Raw genomic sequence first — 20,882 nt, 5'->3', positions numbered from 1 at the left:
GCAAAGGGCAGGCGGGATAACTGCTTTTTCAGTTGAAACCTTAGTTTTTTACAGCCCCAGCGACCAAGCATTTTGGTGTTCGGACAAGTCTTCCAAGCGGTTTTCGTAATGGGCGAAGATTTCTTCGATGATTTCGTCTTCGTCGTCGATGACGCGGATCAGGTTCAAGTCCTCTTCCAAAATCAGGTTTCTGCCCAGCAACTGCTCGCGTATCCAGTCCAACAGTCCCGCCCAAAATGCTTTGCCTACTAAGATAATCGGGCGGTCGGGCGTTTTGCCGGTTTGCACCAAAGTCAGGCTTTCAAACAATTCGTCCAATGTGCCGAAACCGCCGGGCATGACGACATACGCCACGGCGTGTTTGACGAACATGACTTTGCGTGGGAAGAAGTGTTGGAATTTAATCGACAAATCTTGATACGGATTGGCTTTTTGCTCGTGCGGCAACACGATATTCAGCCCCACCGCCGGACTTGCGCCTGCAAACGCGCCTTTGTTGGCTGCTTCCATAATGCCCGGCCCGCCGCCGGAAATGACGGAAAATCCGGCATCCGACAGTTTGCGCGCCAAGCGCAATGTGAACGCGTAGTCGGGATGGTTTTCAGGCGTGCGCGCGCTGCCGTAAATGCTGACGGCCGGCTGAATGGCGCGTAATTCTTCGCCGGCTTCGACAAATTCGGAAATAATCTTCAATACATGATACGACTCGCGCGCCTGAATATCGCGGCGGGTTTCGTCGGGCAGCATGGGTTTGGGCAGTTTTTTGAGCAGGCTCACGGCTTTTCCTTCGTGTTTTGTGTGCCGTATTGTAACCCGAAAGGGGCGGGCCGTCTGAAAGTCGGGTTTCGGCGGCAAGTGTACCTGCCACATTTTCAAAAGCCCGTTACAATATCTGCTTTTATTCCGACTGTTCCGCCATGCTCGATATTATCCACCGCGACAGCCGCACCATCGCCGTCAACAAACCTGCCGGAATGCTGGTGCACCGAAGCTGGTTAGACAAACACGAAACCCGTTTTGCCGTGCAGACCCTGCGCGACCAAATCGGGCAGCACGTCTATCCCGTCCACCGCCTCGACCGCCCGACTTCCGGCGTTTTGCTGTTTGCCCTCGATACGGAAGCCGCACGATTATTAACGCAGCAGTTTGAAAACAAAACTATCGAAAAAACTTATTGGGCGATTGTCCGCGGTCATCTGCCTTCAGACGGCCTGATTGATTACGCCCTCAAATATATGCCCGACAAAATCGCCGAAGCGCAGACCGAAGCCACATTGCAGGAAGCGCAAACCGCCTACCGCTGTCTGGCGCAAACCGAGTTGCCGTTCCAATCCGCCCTGCGTTATCCGACCTCGCGTTATTCGTGGGCCGAACTCACGCCGCACACCGGCCGCAAACACCAACTCCGCCGCCATATGAAACACATTTTCCACCCCATCGTCGGCGACACCAACTACGGCGATTTGCGCCAAAACCATGCCGTTGCCGAACATATCGGCACGCAACGCCTGATGTTGCACGCGCGAAGCCTCAGTTTTCAAAGCATAGAAGACGGTAGCCGGATGACCGTGCAAGCGCCGATAGACAACGACTGGCGGATTTGGTTGGAAAAATTCAAAACCGAGGCCGTCTGAAAACCCAAACTGCACATTTTCAGACAGCCCGGTCATGGAAAAAAACAGGCAAATCCCTTACAATACGCCCCTAAAATTTTGAAAGAACACAAGAATCATGGAAGCCGAATTAATCAACCAGCTTAACAACACCCTAAACGACCTGGAGAAGCGCAGCGAAGACATCCGCGTCTATATGGACTATCAGGGCAAGAAAGACCGATTGGAAGAAGTCATCGGCCTTTCCGAAGACCCGGAACTCTGGAACGACCCCAAACGCGCCCAAGAAATCGGCAAAGAGCGCAAAATCCTCGAAGGCATCGTGGTAACCCTCGACAACATCGCCTCAGGCATCGAAGATAACCGCATGCTGATTGAAATGGCCGTCGAAGAAAACGACGAAGAAGGTTTCGCCGCCGTGCAGGAAGATGTGGCCGGTTTGGAAAAACAAATGGCCGACCTCGAATTCAAACGAATGTTCAACCAGCCTGCCGACCCGAACAACTGCTTTATCGACATCACCGCAGGCGCGGGCGGTACCGAAGCCGAAGACTGGGCGGGCATGCTGTTCCGCATGTACAGCCGCTACGCCGAGCGCAAAGGCTTTAAAATCGAAATCCTTGAAGAAGACGACGGCGAAATCGCGGGCATCAACCGCGCCACCATCCGCGTGGAAGGCGAATACGCCTACGGCCTGCTGCGTACCGAAACCGGCGTTCACCGCTTGGTGCGCTATTCGCCGTTTGACTCGAACAACAAACGCCATACGTCTTTTTCATCCGTGTTTGTGTACCCCGAAATCGACGATTCCATCGAAATCGAAATCAACCCGGCCGATTTGCGTATCGACACTTACCGCGCATCCGGTGCCGGCGGTCAGCACATCAACAAAACCGACTCCGCCGTGCGCATTACCCACGAGCCGACGGGAATTGTGGTGCAATGTCAAAACGACCGTTCGCAACACGCCAACAAAGCCGCCGCGATGGAAATGTTGAAATCCAAACTGTACGAATTGGAAATGCGCAAACGCAACGAAGAGAAACAGGCATTGGAAGACGGCAAGTCCGATGTGGGTTGGGGCAGCCAAATCCGTTCGTACGTCTTGGACTCCTCACGCATTAAAGACTTGCGCACAGGCTACGAAGTCGGCAACACCAAAGCCGTTTTGGACGGCGACTTGGACGGCTTCATCGAAGCCAGCCTGAAACAAGGCGTATAAACCGTAAAACATAAAATGCCGTCTGAAAGATTTCAGACGGCATTTTTCAGTTTGAAAGAAACAATATTTTGCAAATATTAAAACATGTTTTGCAAATGCAAAGATTGGCGGTAATATATAGTTTCTATAAAAATGATTGGTAGGTGCAATAGGCCGTCTGAAGCCTGATCCTGTCCGATATATTAGGAGAACTTATTAAATGTCCGGTCAAAAGCTGTCTTCTGCCGAGAAAACTTTCTTCGGCCATCCTTTGCAATTATCCACCCTATTCCATATTGAGCTGTGGGAGCGTTTTTCCTTCTATGGTATGCAGGGCATCCTGCTGATTTATCTGTATTACACCGCGAGTCAAGGCGGTTTGGGTATGGATAAAGCCTTGGCCGGCGGCATTGTCGGCGCGTACGGCGGCAGCGTTTACCTGTCCACCATTCTCGGTGCGTGGTTGGCCGACCGCATTTGGGGCGCGGAGCGTACCCTGTTTATCGCCGGCATCGTCGTGATGACCGGCCATATTTTATTGGCGATCGTACCGGGTTTGATGGGATTGTTGCTGGGCTTGGTGTTTATCGCGCTTGGCAGCGGCGGCGTGAAATCGTCTGCCGGTTCGATGGTCGGTTCTTTGTATGAACGGGAAGACCTGCGCGAATTGCGTGATGCCGGTTTCTCTATTTTCTATATTTCCATCAATATCGGCGGCTTCTTAGGCCCGTTGTTGACCGGTATTTTGCAAGACAGGATGGGTTTCCATTACGGTTTCGGCGCGGCGGCCGTCGGCATGGCATTCGGCCTGCTGTGGTATTCGCGCGGCCGTAAAAACCTGCCGCATACGCCGGTTCCCAATCCGTTGCGCCCTGAAAAGGTGCAGACCGCCATGGCTGTCGGCGTATTGCTGGTTTTGGTGTTGGGCAGCGTGATTGCTTCCGGCGCGCTTACCCTTGAAAACTTCTCCCGCTGGCTCTTGGGCGTGGTTATCGTTACCGTCGTCGCTTATTTCGCGCGCCTGTTGGGCAGCAGCCACGTTGAAGCGGCCAATAAACGCTATATTTTGGCCTATATTCCGTTGTTTTTAACCATTTGTATGTTCTGGGCGGTTTGGTTTCAGGTGTACACCGTTGCAACGGTTTATTTCGACGAAACGGTTGACCGTACTTTCTTCGGCTTTACTGTGCCTGTTTCATGGAAAGATTCGATACAGGCCATGTGGGTGGTCCTCTTTTCCGGCGTGATGGCGGCGGTGTGGACGAAAATGGGCAAGCGTCAACCTAAAACGCCGTTGAAGTTTGCACTGGCCATGTTGGTAACCGGCGTCTCTTATTTGAGTTTTATTCCGTATATTTCATCCGAAACCCCGATGCCGATTATCGTGTTTATGCTGGTGTTGCTGGCGATTACGATAGGCGAGCTGATGCTGTCGCCGATTTCGCTGTCGTTTTCTACCAAAATCGCACCGAGCATGTTTAAAACACAAATGGTTGCTTTGAATTTCTTGGCATTGTCCATCGGCTTTACCTTGGGCGGAGTGTTGTTTAAAGACTACTACAATGCTCAGTCGCCATTGGATTTCTACTGGATGCTGGCCACCATCGGCGCGGTAACCTGCGGTATCCTGTTGGTACTCGCCCCGGTATTGAACCGCATGCTCAAAGGTGTCGATTGATTTTTCCATTTAAATGGATGTGATGTACGCAGGCCGTCTGAAAATAATCTATTTCAGACGGCCTCATGTTTTATTGGGAATTGGAAAGAGGGCGGATTCGGGGCATAAATCGGATAGGCGGAGAATCCGAATGAAATGATACATGATTAAACCGAAATTAAAATTTGGAAATATTAAATACAAATAAGAATTGTTCTCATAACTTTATTGAATTTATTGAGGTTTTTTTGCTGATTTGCTGATATTTACCTTTAAATGGCTTTTGAAATTCGATAAAATGGTAATCTATTTTTAAGATTTGTCTGTCAACCAGTTAGGTACGACCATGTTGGCCAGTTATTTTCCCGTCCTCGTATTCATTCTCGTCGGCCTCGCGGCCGGTGTGCTGTTTATCCTGCTCGGCACGATTTTGGGTCCGAAACACCACTACGCCGAGAAAGATGCGCCTTACGAATGCGGTTTCGAAGCCTTTGAAAACGCAAGGATGAAGTTCGACGTACGTTATTACCTCGTCGCCATCCTCTTTATCCTCTTCGATTTGGAGGTTGCGTTTATGCTGCCGTGGGCAGTGGTATTTAAAGAATTGGGTACATACGGCTTCTGGTCTATGCTGGTGTTTATCGTCGTTTTGACGGTAGGCTTTGTTTACGAATGGAAAAAAGGTGCGCTGGAATGGGAATAGAAGGCGTTTTGAAAAAAGGTTTCATCACCACCAGCGCGGATACGGTGCTGAACTATATGCGTACCGGTTCGCTGTGGCCGGTTACTTTCGGCTTGGCCTGCTGTGCCGTGGAAATGATGCACGCGGGTATGGCGCGTTATGACCTTGACCGTTTCGGTATCATTTTCCGTCCGTCCCCCCGTCAGGCCGACCTGATGATTGTGGCGGGCACGCTGACCAATAAAATGGCGCCTGCCCTGCGCCGCGTATACGACCAGCTCGCCGAGCCGCGCTGGGTATTGTCTATGGGCTCGTGTGCCAACGGCGGCGGCTATTATCACTATTCTTATTCCGTCGTGCGCGGTGCCGACCGCGTCGTGCCGGTAGACGTTTATGTGCCGGGTTGTCCGCCGACTGCGGAAGCCCTGATTTATGGCCTGATTCAGCTCCAACAAAAAATCAAGCGCACTTCCACCATCGCGCGTGACGAGTAAGGAGAGGACGATATGGCAAGCATTCAAAACTTATACGAGACCGTCGTCGGCGTGCTCGGCGATCAGGCAAGCAAAGTCATTTCAGCTTTGGGTGAGATTACCGTCGAGTGTCTGCCCGAACACTATATTCCAGTCATGACCGCATTGCGCGACCATGAAGATTTGCATTTCGAGCTTCTGGTTGACTTGTGCGGCGTCGATTACAGCACTTACAAAAACGAAGCATGGCAGGGCAAACGCTTTGCTGTCGTCAGTCAGCTGCTTTCCATTAAAAACAATCAACGCATCCGCGTACGCGTCTGGGTTTCAGACGACGACTTCCCCGTAGTCGAATCCGTAGTCGATATTTACAACAGCGCGGATTGGTACGAACGCGAAGCCTTCGATATGTACGGCATCATGTTCAACAACCATCCCGACCTGCGCCGCATCCTGACTGATTACGGTTTTGTCGGACATCCGTTCCGCAAAGACTTCCCGATTTCCGGCTATGTCGAAATGCGTTACGACGAAGAGCAAAAACGCGTGATTTACCAACCTGTTACCATTGAGCCGCGCGAGATCACGCCGCGTATCGTCCGTGAGGAGAACTACGGTGGCCAATAAATTAAGAAACTACACCATCAACTTCGGCCCGCAACACCCTGCGGCGCACGGCGTATTGCGCATGATTTTGGAGTTGGACGGCGAACAAATCGTCCGTGCCGACCCGCATATCGGCCTCCTGCACCGCGGTACTGAAAAACTGGCTGAAACCAAAACCTATCTGCAAGCCCTGCCCTATATGGACCGCTTGGACTACGTTTCCATGATGGTTAACGAGCAGGCATATTGTTTGGCAGTAGAAAAACTTGCCGGTATCGACGTGCCTATCCGCGCCCAATACATCCGCGTGATGTTCGCCGAAGTAACGCGCATCCTCAATCACTTGATGGGCATCGGTTCGCACGCATTCGACATCGGCGCGATGACCGCCATCCTTTACGCCTTCCGCGACCGCGAAGAGCTGATGGATTTGTACGAAGCCGTTTCCGGCGCGCGTATGCACGCCGCCTACTTCCGTCCCGGCGGCGTTTACCGCGACCTGCCCGATTTCATGCCCAAATACGAGAGCAGCAAATTCCGCAATGCCAAAGTATTGAAGCAGCTCAACGAATCCCGCGAAGGCACCATGCTCGACTTTATCGACGCCTTCTGTGAACGTTTCCCAAAAAACATCGATACACTCGAAACCCTCCTGACCGACAACCGTATTTGGAAACAGCGTACCGTCGGCATCGGCGTCGTCTCTCCCGAGCGCGCCATGCAAAAAGGCTTTGCCGGCGTCATGTTGCGCGGTTCGGGCGTGGAATGGGACGTGCGTAAGAAACAGCCGTACGAAGTGTACGACAAAATGGATTTCGACATCCCTGTCGGCGTCAACGGCGACTGCTACGACCGTTACCTCTGCCGTATGGAAGAAATGCGTCAATCCGTACGCATCATCAAACAATGCTCCGAGTGGTTGCGTGTCAATCCGGGTCCGGTCATTACCACAAACCACAAATTCGCTCCGCCCAAACGTACCGAAATGAAAACAGGTATGGAAGACCTGATTCACCATTTCAAACTCTTTACCGAGGGTATGCACGTTCCCGAGGGCGAGACCTACACCGCTGTCGAACACCCGAAAGGCGAGTTCGGCGTTTACATCATTTCAGACGGTGCAAACAAACCCTACCGCCTGAAAATCCGCGCACCCGGCTTCGCCCACCTGCAAGGCATGGACGAAATGGCAAAAGGCCACATGCTCGCCGACGTCGTTGCCATCATCGGTACGCAGGACATCGTATTCGGGGAGGTTGACCGATAATGTTATCCGCAGAATCCTTAAAACAAATTGACATCGAGTTGGCAAAATATCCTGCCGACCAACGTCGCTCCGCCATTATGGGCGCATTGCGTATTGCCCAGACCGAAAAAGGCTGGCTCGCTCCTGAGACCATCGCCTTTGTCGCAGACTATATCGGCATCTCGCCTGCACAAGCCTACGAAGTCGCTACTTTCTACAATATGTACGACCTTGAGCCTGTCGGCAAATACAAATTGACCGTTTGTACCAACCTGCCCTGCGCCCTGCGCGGCGGCATGGATACCGGCGAATACCTGAAGAAAAAACTCGGTATCGGCTACGGCGAAACCACGCCCGACGGCAAATTTACCCTTGTCGAGGGCGAATGTATGGGCGCATGTGGCGACGCACCGGTCATGCTGGTCAACAACCACAGCATGTGCAGCTTTATGACCGAAGAAGCAATTGACAAGAAACTTGCCGAACTGAAATAAAAGGCCGTCTGAAAACAACGGCTGCAACCGATACGAAAACGAACAGGCACACCAAAAATGGCTATTTACCAATCAGGCGTGATTTTTGACCAAGTGGATACCGCCAATCCCGATTGCTGGACATTGGACGAATACGTCAAACGTGGCGGTTATACCGCCCTGCGTAAAATCCTGTCCGAAAACATCTCGCAAAGCGATGTGATTGACGAAGTCAAAGCCTCTGGCTTGCGCGGTCGTGGCGGTGCGGGCTTCCCGACCGGTTTGAAATGGAGCTTTATGCCCCGTTCCTTCCCGGGCGAAAAATACGTCGTCTGCAATACCGATGAAGGCGAGCCGGGTACATTTAAAGACCGCGACATCATCATGTTCAATCCCCATGCCCTGATTGAAGGCATGATTATTGCCGGTTATGCGATGGGTGCGAAAGCCGGCTACAACTATATTCACGGCGAAATTTTCGAAGGCTACCAACGCTTTGAAGCCGCACTCGCCCAAGCGCGCGCCGCAGGCTTTTTGGGTAAAAATATTTTGGGTTCGGATTTTGAATTTGAACTCTTCGCCCACCACGGCTACGGCGCATATATTTGTGGCGAGGAAACCGCATTGCTCGAATCGCTGGAAGGCAAAAAAGGTCAGCCTCGCTTTAAACCGCCATTCCCTGCTTCGTTTGGCTTGTACGGCAAACCGACCACCATCAACAATACCGAAACGTTCTCCTCTGTCCCATTCATTATCCGTGACGGTGGACAGGCCTTTGCCGACAAAGGTATTCCGAATGCAGGTGGTACCAAATTGTTCTGTATTTCCGGTCATGTCGAGCGTCCGGGCAACTATGAAGTGCCATTGGGTACGCCGTTTGCCGAAGTCTTAAAAATGGCGGGCGGTATGCGCGGTGGTAAAAAACTTAAAGCTGTTATCCCCGGCGGTTCGTCCGCACCCGTATTGCCTGCCGATATCATGATGCAGACCAATATGGACTACGATTCGATTTCCAAAGCAGGCTCGATGTTGGGTTCCGGCGCGATTATCGTGATGGACGAAGACGTATGCATGGTGAAAGCCCTTGAGCGCCTGAGCTACTTCTACTACGACGAGTCTTGCGGCCAATGTACGCCTTGCCGAGAAGGTACAGGCTGGCTCTATCGCATCGTCCACCGCATCGTAGAAGGCAAAGGCCGTATGGAAGACTTGGATTTGTTGGATTCTGTCGGCAACCAAATGGCAGGCCGCACCATCTGTGCCCTCGCCGATGCCGCCGTCTTCCCCGTCCGCAGCTTTACTAAGCATTTCCGTGATGAGTTTGTGCATTACATCGAACACGGCGGACCGATGAAACCGAATAAGTGGTGCTAAGTTTTCAGACGGCCTCTAAAAGAATTATTTATTAAATACCCGTAACTAGGAACGAACCATGTTACAAATCGAAATCGACGGCAAACAGGTATCTGTGGAGCAGGGCGCGACGGTGATTGAAGCCGCGCACAAGCTCGGTACTTATATCCCGCATTTCTGTTACCACAAAAAACTTTCCATCGCCGCCAACTGCCGTATGTGTTTGGTGGACGTGGAAAAAGCCCCCAAACCCCTGCCCGCCTGTGCCACGCCGGTTACAGACGGCATGATTGTGCGTACGCATTCGGCAAAAGCCCGAGAGGCGCAAGAAGGCGTGATGGAGTTCCTGCTCATCAACCATCCGCTTGATTGTCCGACCTGCGACCAAGGCGGCGAATGCCAGTTGCAGGATTTGGCGATGGGCTACGGCAAAAATACCAGCCGTTATACCGAAGAAAAACGTTCCGTTGTCGGCAAAGACATGGGTCCTTTGATTTCCGCCGAGGAAATGAGCCGTTGTATCCACTGTACCCGTTGCGTGCGTTTCACTGAAGAAATCGCCGGCGTGCAAGAAATCGCTATGGCCAATCGCGGCGAACATTCCGAAATCATGCCTTTTATCGGCAAAGCAGTGGAAACCGAATTGTCAGGCAACGTCATCGATTTGTGTCCTGTCGGCGCATTGACCAGCAAACCGTTCCGCTTCAACGCGCGTACTTGGGAATTGAACCGCCGCAAATCCGTTTCCGCCCATGACGCTTTGGGCAGCAACCTGATTGTACAAACCAAAGACCATACCGTCCGCCGCGTGTTGCCGTTGGAAAACGAAGCTATCAACGAATGCTGGCTGTCCGACCGCGACCGTTTCGCCTACGAAGGCCTGTATCACGAAAGCCGTCTGAAAAACCCGAAAATCAAACAGGGCGGCGAGTGGATGGACGTGGATTGGAAAACCGCGTTGGAATATGTCCGCAGCGCGATCGAATGTATCGCCAAAGACGGCAACCAAAACCAAGTCGGCGTTTGGGCGAATCCGATGAATACGGTTGAAGAGCTGTATTTGGCCAAAAAACTTGCCGACGGCTTGGGTGTTAAAAACTTTGCCACCCGTTTGCGCCAACAAGACAAACGTCTTTCAGACGGCCTTAAAGGTGCGCAATGGTTGGGACAAAGCATTGAATCACTAGCGGACAACGATGCCGTATTGGTCGTCGGTGCGAACTTGCGCAAAGAACAGCCGCTCCTGACCGCCCGTTTGCGCCGCGCCGCCAAAGACCGCATGGCCTTGAGCGTATTGGCCAGCAGTAAAGAAGAATTGTTTATGCCGCTTCTGTCTCAAGAAGCCGCACATCCCGACGAGTGGGCAGGCCGTCTGAAAAACCTGTCTGCCAATGCGGAACACGCCGTTACCGCCAGCCTGAAAAACGCTGAAAAAGCAGCGGTGATTTTGGGCGCGGAAGTGCAAAACCATCCTGATTCCGCCGCTATTTATGCCGCTGCGCAAGAGCTGGCAGATGCGACCGGCGCAGTGCTGGGTATTTTGCCGCAAGCCGCTAACAGCGTCGGTGCGGATGTTTTGGGCGTGAACTCGGGCGAGAGCGTTGCCGAAATGGCAAACGCGCCGAAACAGGCAGTCTTGCTGCTCAACGTCGAGCCTGAAATCGATACGGTTGACGGCGCAAAAGCCGTGGCCGCGTTGAAACAGGCGAAAAGCGTGATGGCGTTTACGCCGTTTGTCAGCGAAACGCTGCTGGACGTGTGCGACGTGTTGTTGCCGATTGCGCCGTTTACTGAAACATCAGGCAGCTTCATCAATATGGAAGGCCGTCTGCAATCCTTCCACGGCGTGGTACAAGGCTTTGGCGATTCGCGTCCGTTGTGGAAAGTGTTGCGCGTATTGGGCAACCTGTTTGACCTGAAAGGTTTTGAATACCACGATACCGCTTCGATTCTGAAAGATGCGCTGGATGCAGAAAGCCTGCCGTCCAAACTGGACAACCGCAGCACATGGGCAGGGGAGGGCGTTCAGACGGCCTCAGACCGCCTCGTCCGTGTCGGCGGCGTCGGTATTTATCACACTGATTCTATCGTGCGCCGTTCCGCACCGTTGCAAGAAACCAGTCATGCCGCCGTGCCTGCCGCGCGTGTAAATCCGAACACATTGGCGCGCTTGGGCCTGCAAGACGGACAAACCGCTGTCGCCAAACAAAACGGCGCAAGCGTATCGGTTGCCGTCAAAGCCGATGCCGGACTGCCTGAAAACGTGGTGCATCTGCCGCTGCATACCGAAAATGCCGCGCTGGGTGCGTTGATGGACACTATTGAACTGGCGGGAGCTTGATCATGCAAGAATGGTTCCAAAACCTCTTTGCCGCAACGCTCGGTCTGGGCGATTTGGGCATCACCGTAGGCTTGGTGGTATCCGTCATCGTCAAAATCGTGATTATCCTGATTCCGCTGATTCTGACCGTTGCCTACCTGACGTATTTCGAACGTAAAGTCATCGGCTTTATGCAGCTTCGCGTCGGCCCGAACGTAACCGGCCCGTGGGGTCTGATTCAGCCGTTTGCCGACGTGTTCAAACTCTTGTTTAAAGAGGTAACCCGTCCGAAGCTGTCAAACAAAGCCCTGTTCTATATCGGTCCGATTATGTCGCTCGCCCCGTCTTTTGCGGCGTGGGCGGTGATTCCGTTCAACGAAGAATGGGTGCTGACCAATATCAATATCGGCCTTTTGTACATCCTGATGATTACCTCGCTGTCGGTTTACGGCGTGATCATTGCGGGCTGGGCTTCCAACTCCAAATATTCGTTCTTGGGCGCAATGCGTGCTTCCGCGCAAAGCATTTCCTACGAGATTGCCATGAGTGCCGCGCTGGTGTGCGTTGTGATGGTATCGGGCAGCATGAACTTCTCCGACATCGTTGCCGCGCAAGCCAAAGGTATTGCCGGTGGTTCGGTATTCTCTTGGAACTGGCTGCCGCTCTTCCCCATCTTCATCGTTTATCTGATTTCCGCCGTTGCCGAAACCAACCGCGCGCCGTTTGACGTGGCAGAGGGTGAGTCTGAAATCGTTGCCGGTCACCACGTTGAATACTCCGGCTTCGCATTCGCGCTGTTCTTCCTTGCCGAATACATTTTCATGATTCTGATTGCCGCGCTGACATCGCTGATGTTCCTCGGCGGTTGGTTGTCTCCGTTCCCGCAAAGTTGGGGCTTTATCGGTACGCCTTCCGCATTCTGGATGTTCGTAAAAATGGCGGCGGTTCTGTACTGGTACCTGTGGATCCGTGCCACCTTCCCACGCTACCGTTACGACCAAATCATGCGTTTGGGCTGGAAAGTACTGATTCCGATCGGCTTTGCCTACATCGTGATTTTGGGCGTGTGGATGATTTCACCGCTGAACTTGTGGAAATAAGTTTCAGACGGCATCTTGAGGTCGTCTGAACAAAGCGATTTTGAATACCTAACGAAATCCCTGTTTTGAGGGAACATAAATATGGCTAACTTAGTAAAAACCTTTCTGCTTGGCGAATTGGTAAAAGGCTTGGGCGTAACGCTCAAAAACTTTTTTGCCCGCAAAGACACAATTTATTTCCCCGAAGAGAAAACGCCGCAATCCGTGCGTTTCCGCGGCCTGCACGCGCAACGCCGTTATCCGAACGGCGAAGAGCGCTGTATTGCGTGTAAATTGTGTGAGGCAGTTTGTCCGGCAATGGCGATTAACATCGAATCGGAAGAACGCGAAGACGGCACCCGCCGCACCAAGCGTTACGACATCGACCTGACCAAGTGCATCTTCTGCGGTTTCTGCGAAGAGGCCTGCCCGACCGATGCGATTGTGGAAACCCATATTTTTGAATACCACGGCGAGAAAAAAGGCGACTTGCACATGACCAAGCCGATTCTTTTGGCCATTGGCGACAAATACGAACCCGAAATCGCCAAACGCAAAGCCGCTGACGCGCCGTATCGTTAAGGAGCAGACGAATGACTTTTTCCGCGATTCTGTTCTATATCCTTGCCGCCATCGTTTTGTACGGTGCGGTTCGTACCGTTACTGCTAAAAACCCTGTGCACGCCGCTTTGCATCTGGTGCTGACCTTCTGCGTGAGCGCGATGATTTGGATGCTGATGCAGGCCGAATTCTTGGGCGTGACGCTGGTGGTGGTTTACGTCGGCGCCGTGATGGTGTTGTTCCTGTTCGTCGTGATGATGCTGAATATCGACATCGAAGCCATGCGCGCCGGTTTCTGGCGTCATGCGCCTGTTGCCGGTGTGGTCGGCACATTGTTGGCGGTTGCCCTGATCCTGATTTTGGTCAACCCGAAAACCGACCTTGCCGCATTTGGTCTGATGAAAGACACTCCGGCCGATTACAACAATATCCGCGATTTGGGCAGCCGTATTTATACCGACTACCTGTTGCCGTTTGAGTTGGCGGCGGTATTGCTGCTGTTGGGTATGGTGGCCGCGATTGCGCTGGTTCACCGCAAAACTTTCAATCCGAAACGTATGGACCCTGCAGACCAAGTTAAAGTACGCGCTGATCAAGGCCGTATGCGCTTGGTGAAAATGGAAGCGGTCAAACCGCAAGTCGAATCTGCCGAAGAAAGCGAAGTTTCAGACGGCCTCAAGCCGGAAGGGGAGGGCAAAGCATGATTACCTTGACGCATTATCTGGTATTGGGTGCGCTCCTGTTCGGTATCAGCGCAATGGGTATCTTTATGAACCGCAAAAACGTGCTGGTATTGCTGATGTCCATCGAGCTGATGCTCTTGGCGGTGAACTTCAACTTTATCGCCTTCTCCCAATATTTGGGCGATACTGCCGGACAGATTTTCGTATTTTTCGTACTGACCGTTGCTGCTGCCGAATCCGCCATCGGTTTGGCGATTATGGTATTGGTGTACCGTAACAGAAAAACAATCAACGTTGCCGATTTGGATGAGTTGAAAGGGTAATCATGAACGACATGACTTTATATTTGGTAATTGCCCTTGTGCCTTTGGCAGGCTCGCTGATTGCAGGTTTGTTCGGTAACAAAATCGGACGTGCCGGTGCGCATACCGTAACAATACTCGGTGTGGCGGTGTCTGCCGTGCTGTCGGCTTATGTGCTGTGGGGATTTCTCAATGGCAGCCGTGCCAAGTTTGACGAGAACGTCTATACCTGGCTGACGATGGGCGGCTTGGATTTCTCCGTCGGCTTCTTGGTCGATACGATGACGGCGATGATGATGGTCGTGGTAACGGGCGTGTCGTTGATGGTGCATATCTATACCATCGGCTATATGCACGATGAAAAAGTCGGCTACCAACGCTTCTTCAGCTATATTTCTTTGTTTACTTTCAGCATGTTGATGCTGATTATGAGCAACAACTTCATCCAGCTCTTCTTCGGCTGGGAGGCTGTGGGCTTGGTGTCGTACCTTTTGATCGGTTTCTATTTCAAACGTCCAAGCGCAACATTTGCTAACCTGAAAGCCTTTTTGATCAACCGTGTCGGCGACTTCGGCTTTTTGCTCGGTATCGGCTTGGTGCTTGCCTATTTCGGCGGCAGCCTGCGCTATCAAGATGTATTCGCTTATCTGCCTAATGTTCAGACGGCCACTATCCAACTGTTCCCCGGTGTGGAATGGTCTTTGATTACTGTAACCTGTTTACTCCTGTTTGTCGGTGCGATGGGTAAATCTGCACAATTCCCGCTGCATGTCTGGCTGCCTGATTCGATGGAAGGTCCGACCCCTATTTCTGCATTGATTCACGCCGCAACCATGGTTACCGCCGGTCTGTTCATGGTATCGCGTATGTCGCCGATTTATGAGATGAGCAGCACTGCGCTGTCTGTCATCATGGTGATTGGTGCGATTACCGCCTTGTTTATGGGCTTCTTGGGCGTGATTCAAAACGACATCAAACGTGTGGTTGCGTATTCCACCCTGTCGCAACTGGGCTATATGACTGTGGCTTTGGGCGCGTCTGCCTATTCCGTGGCGATGTTCCATGTGATGACCCACGCTTTCTTTAAAGCCTTGTTGTTCTTGGCCGCAGGTAGCGCGATTATCGGTATGCACCACGACCAAGACATGCGCCATATGGGTAACCTGAAAAAATACATGCCGATTACTTGGCTGACCATGTTGATCGGTAACTTGTCGCTGATCGGTACGCCGTTCTTCTCCGGCTTCTATTCCAAAGATTCGATTATCGAAGCGGCGAAATACAGCACCCTGCCGGGCAGCGGCTTTGCCTATTTTGCCGTCCTCGCCAGCGTGTTTGTTACTGCGTTCTACGCATTCCGCCAATACTTTATGGTGTTCCACGGTGAAGAGAAATGGCGCAGTCTGCCTGAGCATCATGACGATCATCATGGTGAAGAACATCACGGCTTGGGCAAAAACGACAATCCGCACGAAAGCCCGCTGGTTGTTACCCTGCCTTTGATTTTGCTTGCCATTCCGTCCGTCATCATCGGCTATGTTGCCATCGAGCCTATGCTTTACGGCGATTTCTTCAAAGACGTGATTTTCGTCAATACCGATGCGCATCCAACTATGCACATCATGAAGGAAGAGTTCCACGGCGCATTGGCAATGGTGTCGCACAGCCTGCATTCGCCTGTACTCTACCTCGCTATCGCAGGCGTGTTGAGCGCATGGCTCTTGTACGTCAAACTGCCGCACCTGCCAGCCAAAATTGTACAGGCGTTCCGTCCGATTTACGTTTTGTTTGAAAACAAATACTACCTCGACGCCCTGTATTTCAACGTCTTTGCCAAAGGCACACGCGCATTGGGTACTTTCTTCTGGAAAGTCGGCGATACCGCCATTATCGACAACGGTATCGTCAACGGCTCCGCCAAACTGGTCGGCGCGATTGCCGCACAGGTACGCAAAGCCCAAACCGGCTTCATCTATACCTATGCCGCCGCTATGGTATTCGGCGTATTGGTACTGCTCGGCATGACCTTCTGGGGATTGTTCCGATAAAAGCGGGATTTCAGACGGCCTGTCTATAGTTTGTGTATAGGGCCGTCTGAAAAAGAAAATTTGAGCAACAATGATTGAAGACAAATTACCGCAAACCCTGGACGAAGTCCGTGAAGCCATCGATGGTTTGGATAAGGGATTAATCGAATTATTCGCCCGCCGGCAGAAATTGGTACGGCAGGCTGGTCGTCTGAAACCTAAAAACGATGTGCAGGCGGTTTCCGCGCCCGAACGGGTGGCTCAAGTGATTGCCTCTCGCCGCGCTTATGCCGAAAAGGCCGGTTTGTCGCCCGAAGTAGCAGAAGCAGTTTGGCGCAGCATGATTGATGCGTTCATTAAACTTGAGATGGACACCAACCGTACCGACGGGGCGTAGTCAAAATCTTCAGATAACGGTTTTGACAAGAAAAATAGGGAAGAGGCCGTCTGAAATATAGAGGCGAGAAAAAACCATGTCGGACACACAAACCATCCGCTCCGCCGAATTTACCGCTTCCCGCGCATGGGGCGCACTCAACATCGCCAATATGAACGGCATCACCGTACGCCTGCACTGGACGAACCAGCCCTACACATGGCACATCAACGACGGCGAGGAAGTGTTTGCCGTGATGGATGGCGAAGTTGAGATGCACTACCGAGAAAACGGCGAAGAACACATCGTTCGTTTGAAAAGCGGAGATATCTTCTATGCAGGAATCGGCACGGAACACGTTGCCCATCCGTGCGGCGAGGCGCGGATTTTGGTGATTGAGAAAGAGGACAGTGTTTGAGGCCGTCTGAAAAGAAGGTTTGAGACAGCAACAGAATAAGAGAATGACGGCAGATATACATTTTTCTTGATTTTGCCGTACACAAAATACACAATCTTTTTCAGACGGCCTCCTGAAATGTCGTCTGGAAACCAACCCATACAACTATATTTTTTATTTTAACCACAGGTTAACCACTATGTTTTCCAACTACCTACTCAGCTTGGCAATATGGATACCCATCGCCGCAGGTGTGCTGGTTTTGGCGACCGGTAAGGACAGCCGTGCGCCGCTAGCGCGTGTGCTTGCCTTCATGGGTGCGCTTGCCGGTTTCTTGGTAACGCTGCCCCTGTTTACTGGTTTCGACCGGTTGAGCGGCGGTTATCAGTTTACCGAGTTCCACGAGTGGATTCCGCTTCTGAAAATCAACTACGCATTGGGTGTGGACGGTATTTCAGTGCTCTTTATCATCTTGAATGCGTTTATTACGCTGTTGGTGGTATTGGCCGGTTGGGAAGTCATTCAGAAACGTCCGGCGCAGTATATGGCGGCATTCCTGATGATGTCGGGTTTGATTAACGGTGCGTTTGCCGCGCAGGATGCGATTCTGTTTTATGTGTTCTTCGAGGGTTGGCTGATTCCGCTGTACCTGATTATCGGTGTATGGGGCGGTCCTCGCCGCGTCTATGCGTCGGTCAAGCTGTTCCTCTATACGCTGATGGGTTCGCTCTTGATGCTGGTTGCCATGGTTTACCTGTACTATCAAACAGGCAGCTTCTCTATTGTCGATTTCCAAAACATCAAGCAGATTCCATTGGGCGTACAACAGCTTTTGTTTATAGCGTTCTTCCTGTCATTTGCTATAAAAGTGCCGATGTTCCCTGTGCACACTTGGTTGCCGGATGCCCACGTTGAAGCGCCGACCGGCGGTTCGATGGTGCTGGCGGCGATTACGCTGAAACTGGGTGCGTATGGTTTCTTGCGTTTTATCCTGCCGATTATGCCGGATGCGGCACGCTATTTTGCCCCCGTGATCATCGTATTGAGCCTGATTGCCGTGATTTATATCGGTATGGTGGCTTTGGTGCAAACCGATATGAAAAAACTGGTGGCCTACTCTTCCATCAGCCATATGGGTTTTGTCACTTTGGGCATGTTCCTGTTTGTGAACGGCCAATTGAATGACTGGGCATTGAAAGGCGCAATCATTCAAATGATTTCCCACGGTTTTGTGTCTGCCGCGATGTTTATGTGTATCGGCGTGATGTACGACCGCCTGCATACCCGCAATATTGCCGATTATGGTGGCGTGGTCAATGTGATGCCTAAGTTTGCGGCGTTTATGATGTTGTTCGGTATGGCCAATGCCGGTCTGCCTGCGACTTCCGGCTTCGTGGGCGAGTTTATGGTGATTATGGGTGCGGTTAAAGTGAATTTCTGGGTAGGCGCTTTGGCTGCTATGACCTTGATTTACGGTGCATCTTATACCCTGTGGATGTACAAACGCGTTATTTTTGGTGCGATCCACAATCCGCACGTTGCCGAAATGAAAGACATCAATTGCCGCGAATTTGCGATTTTGGCGATTTTGGCGGTTGCTGTATTGGGCATGGGTCTGTATCCGCAAGCGTTTATCGAAGTGGTGCATCAAGCGGCAAACGATTTGATTGCCCATGTGGCACAAAGCAAGATTTGAGGTGTGTAAATGAACTGGTCTGATTTGAATTTAATGCCCGCCATGCCCGAAATCGTGCTGTTTGCGCTATTGGGTGTCGTATTGCTGGCAGACTTGTGGATTTGCGATAAAAACCGCTATTTGACCCATCTGATGAGTTTGGGAACGGTCATTATTGTGGCCGTCACCCAATTGGCAGTATGGGAGCAGGGCAGTGTCGATGCCTTTCACGGTATGTATATTGCAGACGGCATGTCCCGTTTGGCAAAACTGGTGCTGTATGCGCTGACGTTCGGTCTGTTTATTTACAGTAAACCGTACAACCAAGACCGCCAAATCTTCAAAGGCGAGTTTTACACTCTGTCGCTGTTTGCCCTGTTGGGTATGAGCATCATGGTCAGCTCGGCACATTTCTTGACCGCGTATATCGGTTTGGAATTGTTGTCTTTATCGCTGTATGCCATGATTGCCCTGCGCCGCGATTCCAGCCGCTCTGCCGAGGCCGCGCTGAAATACTTCGTATTAGGCGCGTTGGCTTCCGGTTTGCTGCTCTATGGTATTTCCATGGTTTACGGCGCCACCGGTTCCCTTGATTTTGCTTCCGTCTTGGCTTCCGCTTTCAATGAGCAGGCCAATGAATGGTTGTTGAAATTGGGTATGGTGTTTATTGTGGTCGCCATTGCATTTAAATTGGGTGCGGTTCCATTCCATATGTGGATACCCGATGTGTACGATGGCGCGCCGACCTCTGTTGCCGCCTTTGTGGGTACGGCTCCGAAAATTGCCGCTGTTGTCTTTGCGTTCCGTATCCTTGTTACCGGTATGGATACCATACGTTCAGACTGGGCGCCGATGTTGGCCATCCTTGCCGTTGCTTCTTTGGTGGTCGGTAACCTTGCTGCCATCATGCAAACCAATATCAAACGTATGCTTGCCTATTCCACCGTATCGCACATGGGCTTTATCCTGTTGGCGTTTATGGCAGGCGCGGTCGGCTTTACCGCAGGTTTGTATTACGCCATTACCTATGCTTTGATGGCGACAGTCAGCTTCGGTGTTTTGATGGTATTGTCCACCAAAGATATTGAGTGCGAAAACATTAAAGACCTCGCGGGTCTTAACCAACGCCATGCATGGTTTGCCTTCCTGATGTTGCTGTCTATGTTCTCCATGGCAGGTATTCCGCCGCTGATGGGCTTCTACGCCAAGTTCGGCATGATTATGGCGCTCTTGAAACAAGGCTATGTTTGGTTGTCAGTGTTTGCCGTCATCATGTCCCTGATTGGCGCGTTCTACTACCTGCGTGTGGTCAAAGTCATCTACTTCGATGCGCCTGATCATGACCAGCCGGTCGGCAGTAACTATGCCGCCAAATTTGTCCTGACGGTCAATGCCTTCCTGCTGCTCCTCTGGGGTATCATGCCGCAAACCGTTATCGACTGGTGTGCCAAAGCATTGGAAAATACCTTGTAAGCTTCAAACAAAACCAACGGCGGCTGTTCCAAAGTCGCCGTTTTTGTTAGGATTCGCATTCGGATGAAATATACCCAAAGTTCAGACGGCCTCAAGCCTTTGAACAATCATCAAGCGGGCATCATCAAGATATTGAATATCCCACGGATAATGATGGGCAAGAATGCCCATTTAACATGTTAAAATCACACGCAGGCCGTCTGAAAACAGAAAGACCATCATGACCGCATCCATGTACATTCTTTTGCTGTTGGCACTTATCTTTGCCAACGCACCATTTATTACCACCAAATTCTTCGGCATCATCGCCCTGAAACGCAAACACATCGGCCATCACTTGATCGAATTGTTGGCAGGCTTCCTTCTTACCGCGATTCTCGCCTATATCCTCGAATCGCGCGCCGGAGCCGTACATGCCCAAGATTGGGAGTTTTATGCGACCGTTGTCTGCCTCTACCTGATTTTTGCCTTCCCATGCTTCGTATGGCGTTACTTTTGGAATGAGCGGAATAGAGAGTAGGATTTGAATAAGGAAAAGGCCGTCTGAAAGATTTTCAGACGGCCTTGTATTTGAGAATGTAGGTGGCAATGACTACATCTTTGAGTTAGGTAGATATGGATTCAATAAAGACTTTATCTTCTTTTTGGATAAAAGTAGCGGAGAGACAATAATCTGTCTCATAAA

Annotated in this window: 21 protein-coding genes; 20 read left to right on the top strand and 1 reads right to left on the bottom strand. The window is 51.5% G+C overall.

From position 1 onward, the window contains the following. Positions 1-48 precede the first annotated feature (48 nt). Positions 49-777, bottom strand: coding sequence for an LOG family protein (locus HMPREF2551_RS03665; RefSeq protein WP_003747857.1), 729 nt, complete (start codon positions 775-777; stop codon positions 49-51). 140 nt (positions 778-917) lie between these two features. Here HMPREF2551_RS03665 and truC point away from each other — a divergent pair, with 140 nt between their 5' ends. The 20 genes from truC to HMPREF2551_RS03565 all read left to right on the top strand — a co-directional run bounded on the left by truC (position 918) and on the right by HMPREF2551_RS03565 (position 20,717). Next, positions 918-1,634: a tRNA pseudouridine(65) synthase TruC gene (gene truC / locus HMPREF2551_RS03660; protein WP_070837212.1), complete on the top strand. Its 717-nt coding sequence runs from the start codon at positions 918-920 to the stop codon at positions 1,632-1,634. A gap of 97 nt (positions 1,635-1,731) precedes the next feature. Then, complete coding sequence (gene prfB, locus HMPREF2551_RS03655; protein WP_070837210.1) at positions 1,732-2,835, top strand: peptide chain release factor 2; 1,104 nt, start codon at positions 1,732-1,734, stop codon at positions 2,833-2,835. Positions 2,836-3,034: 199 nt separating this feature from the next. After that, positions 3,035-4,492, top strand: coding sequence for an oligopeptide:H+ symporter (locus HMPREF2551_RS03650; protein WP_070837208.1), 1,458 nt, complete (start codon positions 3,035-3,037; stop codon positions 4,490-4,492). Between the two features lie 325 nt (positions 4,493-4,817). Beyond that, positions 4,818-5,174, top strand: coding sequence for an NADH-quinone oxidoreductase subunit A (locus HMPREF2551_RS03645; RefSeq protein WP_003747867.1), 357 nt, complete (start codon positions 4,818-4,820; stop codon positions 5,172-5,174). Next, complete coding sequence (locus HMPREF2551_RS03640; RefSeq protein WP_002215610.1) at positions 5,165-5,647, top strand: NuoB/complex I 20 kDa subunit family protein; 483 nt, start codon at positions 5,165-5,167, stop codon at positions 5,645-5,647. The genes HMPREF2551_RS03645 and HMPREF2551_RS03640 overlap by 10 nt, the downstream gene beginning before the upstream one ends. 12 nt (positions 5,648-5,659) lie before the next feature. Next, positions 5,660-6,253 carry an NADH-quinone oxidoreductase subunit C gene (locus tag HMPREF2551_RS03635; protein WP_070837206.1) on the top strand — a complete coding sequence of 198 codons (594 nt, stop codon included), beginning with the start codon at positions 5,660-5,662 and terminating at the stop codon, positions 6,251-6,253. After that, positions 6,243-7,499 carry an NADH dehydrogenase (quinone) subunit D gene (gene nuoD / locus HMPREF2551_RS03630; protein WP_070837204.1) on the top strand — a complete coding sequence of 419 codons (1,257 nt, stop codon included), beginning with the start codon at positions 6,243-6,245 and terminating at the stop codon, positions 7,497-7,499. The genes HMPREF2551_RS03635 and nuoD overlap by 11 nt, the downstream gene beginning before the upstream one ends. Beyond that, positions 7,499-7,972, top strand: a complete 474-nt coding sequence (gene nuoE / locus HMPREF2551_RS03625; RefSeq protein WP_049349260.1) for an NADH-quinone oxidoreductase subunit NuoE — start codon at positions 7,499-7,501, stop codon at positions 7,970-7,972. Before nuoD ends, nuoE begins: the two co-directional genes overlap by 1 nt. Positions 7,973-8,029: 57 nt before the next feature. Then, entirely contained in the window at positions 8,030-9,325 is a 1,296-nt protein-coding gene (gene nuoF / locus HMPREF2551_RS03620) for an NADH-quinone oxidoreductase subunit NuoF (protein WP_003747876.1), read from the top strand. A gap of 58 nt (positions 9,326-9,383) precedes the next feature. Then, the gene (gene nuoG / locus HMPREF2551_RS03615) at positions 9,384-11,645 is read left to right on the top strand and encodes an NADH-quinone oxidoreductase subunit NuoG (protein WP_070837202.1); all 2,262 of its coding nucleotides are present in this window, start codon (positions 9,384-9,386) and stop codon (positions 11,643-11,645) included. 2 nt (positions 11,646-11,647) lie between these two features. After that, positions 11,648-12,724 carry an NADH-quinone oxidoreductase subunit NuoH gene (gene nuoH / locus HMPREF2551_RS03610; RefSeq protein ID WP_002216340.1) on the top strand — a complete coding sequence of 359 codons (1,077 nt, stop codon included), beginning with the start codon at positions 11,648-11,650 and terminating at the stop codon, positions 12,722-12,724. Positions 12,725-12,805: 81 nt separating this feature from the next. Then, complete coding sequence (gene nuoI, locus HMPREF2551_RS03605; protein WP_070837200.1) at positions 12,806-13,285, top strand: NADH-quinone oxidoreductase subunit NuoI; 480 nt, start codon at positions 12,806-12,808, stop codon at positions 13,283-13,285. Between the two features lie 11 nt (positions 13,286-13,296). After that, the gene (locus tag HMPREF2551_RS03600; protein WP_070837198.1) at positions 13,297-13,968 is read left to right on the top strand and encodes an NADH-quinone oxidoreductase subunit J; all 672 of its coding nucleotides are present in this window, start codon (positions 13,297-13,299) and stop codon (positions 13,966-13,968) included. After that, positions 13,965-14,270 (top strand): NADH-quinone oxidoreductase subunit NuoK, encoded by a 306-nt coding sequence (gene nuoK / locus HMPREF2551_RS03595; protein WP_003747881.1) that lies wholly within the window; start codon positions 13,965-13,967, stop codon positions 14,268-14,270. Before HMPREF2551_RS03600 ends, nuoK begins: the two co-directional genes overlap by 4 nt. A 2-nt stretch (positions 14,271-14,272) precedes the next feature. Then, positions 14,273-16,297 (top strand): NADH-quinone oxidoreductase subunit L, encoded by a 2,025-nt coding sequence (nuoL, locus tag HMPREF2551_RS03590; protein ID WP_070837195.1) that lies wholly within the window; start codon positions 14,273-14,275, stop codon positions 16,295-16,297. A gap of 70 nt (positions 16,298-16,367) precedes the next feature. After that, positions 16,368-16,673 carry a chorismate mutase gene (locus tag HMPREF2551_RS03585; RefSeq protein ID WP_070837193.1) on the top strand — a complete coding sequence of 102 codons (306 nt, stop codon included), beginning with the start codon at positions 16,368-16,370 and terminating at the stop codon, positions 16,671-16,673. Positions 16,674-16,749: 76 nt separating this feature from the next. Then, positions 16,750-17,070 (top strand): cupin domain-containing protein, encoded by a 321-nt coding sequence (locus tag HMPREF2551_RS03580; RefSeq protein ID WP_070837191.1) that lies wholly within the window; start codon positions 16,750-16,752, stop codon positions 17,068-17,070. A gap of 178 nt (positions 17,071-17,248) precedes the next feature. Continuing rightward, a complete protein-coding gene (locus HMPREF2551_RS03575; protein WP_070837189.1) occupies positions 17,249-18,745 on the top strand; it encodes an NADH-quinone oxidoreductase subunit M in 1,497 nt (498 codons plus the stop codon). 9 nt (positions 18,746-18,754) lie between these two features. Further along, positions 18,755-20,197 carry an NADH-quinone oxidoreductase subunit NuoN gene (gene nuoN, locus HMPREF2551_RS03570; RefSeq protein ID WP_070837187.1) on the top strand — a complete coding sequence of 481 codons (1,443 nt, stop codon included), beginning with the start codon at positions 18,755-18,757 and terminating at the stop codon, positions 20,195-20,197. A 220-nt stretch (positions 20,198-20,417) separates the two neighbouring features. Further along, complete coding sequence (locus HMPREF2551_RS03565; RefSeq protein ID WP_003686671.1) at positions 20,418-20,717, top strand: DUF2818 family protein; 300 nt, start codon at positions 20,418-20,420, stop codon at positions 20,715-20,717. The last annotated feature ends 165 nt before the right edge of the window (positions 20,718-20,882 follow it).

It is taken from the genome of Neisseria sp. HMSC066H01 (assembly GCF_001837375.1).
Taxonomy (GTDB): domain Bacteria; phylum Pseudomonadota; class Gammaproteobacteria; order Burkholderiales; family Neisseriaceae; genus Neisseria.
This window is presented reverse-complemented; position numbering and strand designations above follow the sequence as displayed.